4 protein-coding genes and 1 pseudogene are annotated in these 3797 nt (G+C 62.7%); 3 read left to right on the top strand and 2 right to left on the bottom strand.

Annotated elements, in window-relative coordinates; genetic code table 11:
- From EN914_RS27760 to EN914_RS27770, 3 genes and pseudogenes are all read left to right on the top strand, one after another.
- Positions 1-585 (top strand): annotated as a pseudogene (locus tag EN914_RS27760) (DNA-directed RNA polymerase subunit beta'); the annotation flags it as partial.
- A gap of 154 nt (positions 586-739) precedes the next feature.
- Positions 740-1396: a hypothetical protein gene (locus EN914_RS39380; RefSeq protein WP_245265421.1), complete on the top strand. Its 657-nt coding sequence runs from the start codon at positions 740-742 to the stop codon at positions 1394-1396.
- Between the two features lie 50 nt (positions 1397-1446).
- Positions 1447-2112, top strand: coding sequence for an O-methyltransferase (locus EN914_RS27770; protein ID WP_024505641.1), 666 nt, complete (start codon positions 1447-1449; stop codon positions 2110-2112).
- 289 nt (positions 2113-2401) lie between these two features.
- Here the strand turns inward: EN914_RS27770 and EN914_RS27775 are convergent, their stop codons facing one another.
- Both EN914_RS27775 and EN914_RS27780 read right to left on the bottom strand, forming a co-directional pair.
- A complete protein-coding gene (locus EN914_RS27775; protein ID WP_013531419.1) occupies positions 2402-3328 on the bottom strand; it encodes a Gfo/Idh/MocA family protein in 927 nt (308 codons plus the stop codon).
- A gap of 172 nt (positions 3329-3500) precedes the next feature.
- Entirely contained in the window at positions 3501-3782 is a 282-nt protein-coding gene (locus EN914_RS27780) for a transcriptional regulator (RefSeq protein ID WP_013531420.1), read from the bottom strand.
- Positions 3783-3797: the final 15 nt, after the last annotated feature.

The following is a 3797-nucleotide window of genomic DNA, read 5'->3' on the forward strand; positions in this document are numbered from 1 at the left end:
CTCGAGGGCAACCCGGCGCCGCACGACATCCTGGCGATCAAGGGCGTGGAGGCACTTGCTTCCTACCTCGTCAACGAGATCCAGGAAGTCTACCGTCTGCAGGGCGTGTCGATCAACGACAAGCACATCGAGGTGATCGTTCGCCAGATGCTGCAGAAGGTCGAGATCACGGTGCAGGGCGACTCGACCTACATTCCGGGCGATCATGTCGACGTGATCGAACTGGAAGAGGTCAACGAGCGTCTGGTCGAGGACGGCAAGAAGCCGGCCGAAGGCCTGCCGGTGCTGCTCGGCATCACCAAGGCATCGCTGCAGACGCCGTCCTTCATCTCGGCCGCCTCCTTCCAGGAGACGACGCGAGTGCTGACGGAAGCTGCCGTTGCCGGCAAGACCGACATGCTGCAGGGCTTGAAGGAAAACGTCATCGTCGGCCGGTTGATCCCGGCCGGTACCGGCGGCACGATGAGCCAGATCCGGCGCATCGCCACCTCGCGCGACGAACTGATCATCGACGAGCGCCGCAAGGCCTCGGGTGTGGAAGTCGCCGAGCCGATGCTCGCCGATATGACCACCGCCGCGCAGTAAGCGCGGACGGAACGTGAAGAGGAAAAGGGGCCGGTGGCCCCTTTTTCGCGTTTTGGCTTGCGCATCGGATCAGCGAAGATGATGGCTTGCGTCCAGATGCGGGGGAGCCTTGATGAGCGAAGAATACGACCTCGACAAAGCGGTCACCATCACATTGTCGCAGGCCAAGATGGCCGTCCTGATAGATATCTGCGCCAGGATCGGCGACTTCGGCCTGTCTCCGGAAGAGGAGTTCGTGCTGAGGGAAATCGAGGCGGCGGTCGAGCCGGAAATCGACTTCATCTTCGACCCCGGCTACAGGGCGATCGTGGCGGAAATCAAGAGCAAGCTCCGGCAGGAACTCGACCCGGAAGGCGCCCTGCGGGCTGCCGACAAGCATTTCGAGCCGGGCGCGCAAGCGATGATCTGGTTCGACGCGGCCCTGGAACATCCCGCGGATGATGATTTGCTAAGGCACTGCGTTGCGGCGGTTCTCGAGCTGAGCGCGCAGAGTGTGGATGTTGTTCACAGCGTCGCCGAACTCGGGGATGCGCCCGCCACCTGCGTCGTAGATGGCGCGTCGGAAGACGCCTATTCGCAACTCGTGACCATCTATCTCTCGGATATGTTTCAGCAACCGGATGCCGTCGAGAGCGGCGCGCGGCTGGCGCGGCTGCTCGACAGGTCATTGCTTCTCGCCAACGATGCCACGGCGGATCCCTACTCGTTCATTCTTGTGTCCAGGACGGGTGGGCAGTCGGTCGTGTCGGTTGCCTCGGACGAACTGGACGAGAACGGCCGGTATATTATCTTGAAGCCAGAGGCTCTTTGAGTGGGTCGAACGTCGACCCGCGGACGTCTCCGGAAAGGGCAGCACTTACGATGAGCAGGAACAATTGGGCGGCAGTCGACGACTACATCGTCGGTTCCCTCTTTGAGGCGGACCCCGTGCTTGATGCCGTTCTGGCGGCCAACCACGATCATGGCCTTCCGGCGATCGACGTGTCGCCGGCGCAGGGCAAGCTGCTTTCACTTCTTGCGCGCATGCAGGGAGCGAAGAAGGTCCTCGAAATAGGCACGCTGGGCGGCTATTCGACCATCTGGATGGCGCGCGCACTGCCTGCCGACGGCAAGATCGTGACGCTTGAACTCGATCAGCACCATGCTCATGTCGCGCGATCGAATTTCGAGCGGGCAGGGGTATCGGAGCGGGTGGAACTGCGGGTCGGTCCGGCGCTTCAGTCGCTCGCAGCACTTGGCACCGAGAATGCCGGGCCATTCGACTTCATCTTCATCGATGCCGACAAGCCGAACAATCCGCACTACCTATCCTGGGCCATGCGGTTGTCGCGGCCCGGAACGGCCATCGTCTGCGACAACGTCATTCGAGATGGTGATGTGGTGAACGAAGATGGCCGCGACGCCAATGTCGAAGGCGCGCGCGCCGCATTCTCATTCATCGGCAGCGAGAAGCGTCTGGACGGCACCGCCATCCAGACCGTCGGCGCCAAGGGCTATGATGGCTTTGCGATTGCGATCGTGGAGTGAGATCGCGCCATGATTGTCTGAATGACGCTGATATCAGACCAACTCGGCGGCTGTTCGTTTGTCGACCGGCTTCCCCCAATCCGTTGCTGCTTCGCAGCGGCACCTTTCCCCCCTCCGGAGGGAAAGGAAAGGAGCGTTGCTGAACGAGCGTTGGCGTCAATAGGTTCGCGCCCTTCCTCTACCCCGTCGATCGGGGGAGAGGTGGCTCGGCGTAGCCGAGACGGAGTGGGGGTCGACCTGGCACCAGCGTGCATTCACGCCAGGTCCGCGATCCCGTCGCGTGCACAGCTCAATCGAAAAACGCCTCGACTACGTTGCGCTTGCCGAGCATGAAGGCGTCAGCGACATGCTGGAGCGGGGCCAGATCGACATCGGAAACGCCGGCGCGCACGATCTCGGCGAAGCGCTTGTAGAGCATCGGATATTCCGCTTCCGGCTCTTCGTGAATGAGCTTGCCATCGATGGCGAGCTTCGAGCCGCCGCCCGACAGCACCATGGCGCCCTTGTCGGTGTCGGCCAGGATGTCCCAGCTTTGCGGGCCTGTCTGCAGCCAGTCGAGGTCCATCGTCACCGGCAGGCCATTCGAGGTGCGGAAGGTGACGCGCGCGGCAACCGGGGAGGCGCGGTTTTCGGGAAAGTCGAGCACCGCCGAGGTGATGAACATGGCCGGCAGGATATGGGTGGCAATCGACAGCGCGTTGATGCCGGGATCGAAGACGCCAAAACCGCCGGGAGCCCAGATCCATTCCTGGTTCGGGTGCCAGCGGCGCACATCCTCTTTCCAGTTGATGGCGGCCGAGCGGATGCGGGCTGAACTTAGAAAAGCACGTGCGGCCTCGACGGCCGGCGCATAGCGCGAGTGCCAGCTGGCGAACAGCGAGACGCCGTTGTGCGCAGCCAATGTCTTGAGGTCTTCGACCTCGCTGACAGTAGCGCCCGGCGGCTTCTCCAGGAAGACATGCTTCTTTGCCGTCAGCGCCGTCCGCGCCGCGTCGTAGCGGAATTGCGGCGGCATGCAGAGCGAGACGGCCTCGAGCTCGGCTACGGCGTCGAGCATGGCTTCGATGGTGGGGAAATTCGGGATGTCATCCACCTTGCCGTGACGGCTGGCGGCCGCGACGAGGCGATAGTCCTGGTCTTTCGCCAGGGCCGGCAGGTGCTGGTCGCGGACGATCTTGCCGACGCCGACGATGCCTATCTTGATGGGCTGGGACACGGCCGCTCCGTCTGTTTGATGATGGTGATGGCTTCTTATCAGAACACTTGCCTCGGGCAAGCCGAAGCCGAGCAGCCAAGCTCAGCCTTCCCTTAGCGGCAGCACATTTGTCGGCTGGGAAGGCCTCGGTCGCCGATTCGGTTCGGCAGTCGATTCGAAAGCTGGACCCGGGTCAGATCGGCACGTCGAAGGTAACGATCGACACTTCGCCTTCGAGCGCGCCCTGGAAGGCGGAAATATGCGGCTCTTCGTCGGGGATGCCGTCCATGTCGCCGATCTGGTCGAGCTCGGCCTCGGCGTAACCTTCGGCGGCAAGCGATTCGAGCGCCCGGCGCACCGCCGAATCGTCGTCGGGCGCAACCAGCATGACGTGGACGCCTTCCGGTTTGCCGCCTTTTTTCTTCCACACCCGGCCGGTGATGATGGTGACCGGGCGTTCTTCGTTGTCGTTCACGGGCCGATTCCTCTT

Origin of the sequence: Mesorhizobium sp. M7A.F.Ca.CA.001.08.2.1 (genome assembly GCF_003998455.1) — a bacterium.
GTDB lineage: Bacteria > Pseudomonadota > Alphaproteobacteria > Rhizobiales > Rhizobiaceae > Mesorhizobium > Mesorhizobium ciceri.

Excerpts from the sequence above, each read along its gene's own strand:
- EN914_RS27770 (WP_024505641.1), top strand. The coding sequence starts at position 1,447 with ATGAGCAGGAACAATTGGGCGGCAGTCGACGACTACATCGTCGGTTCC.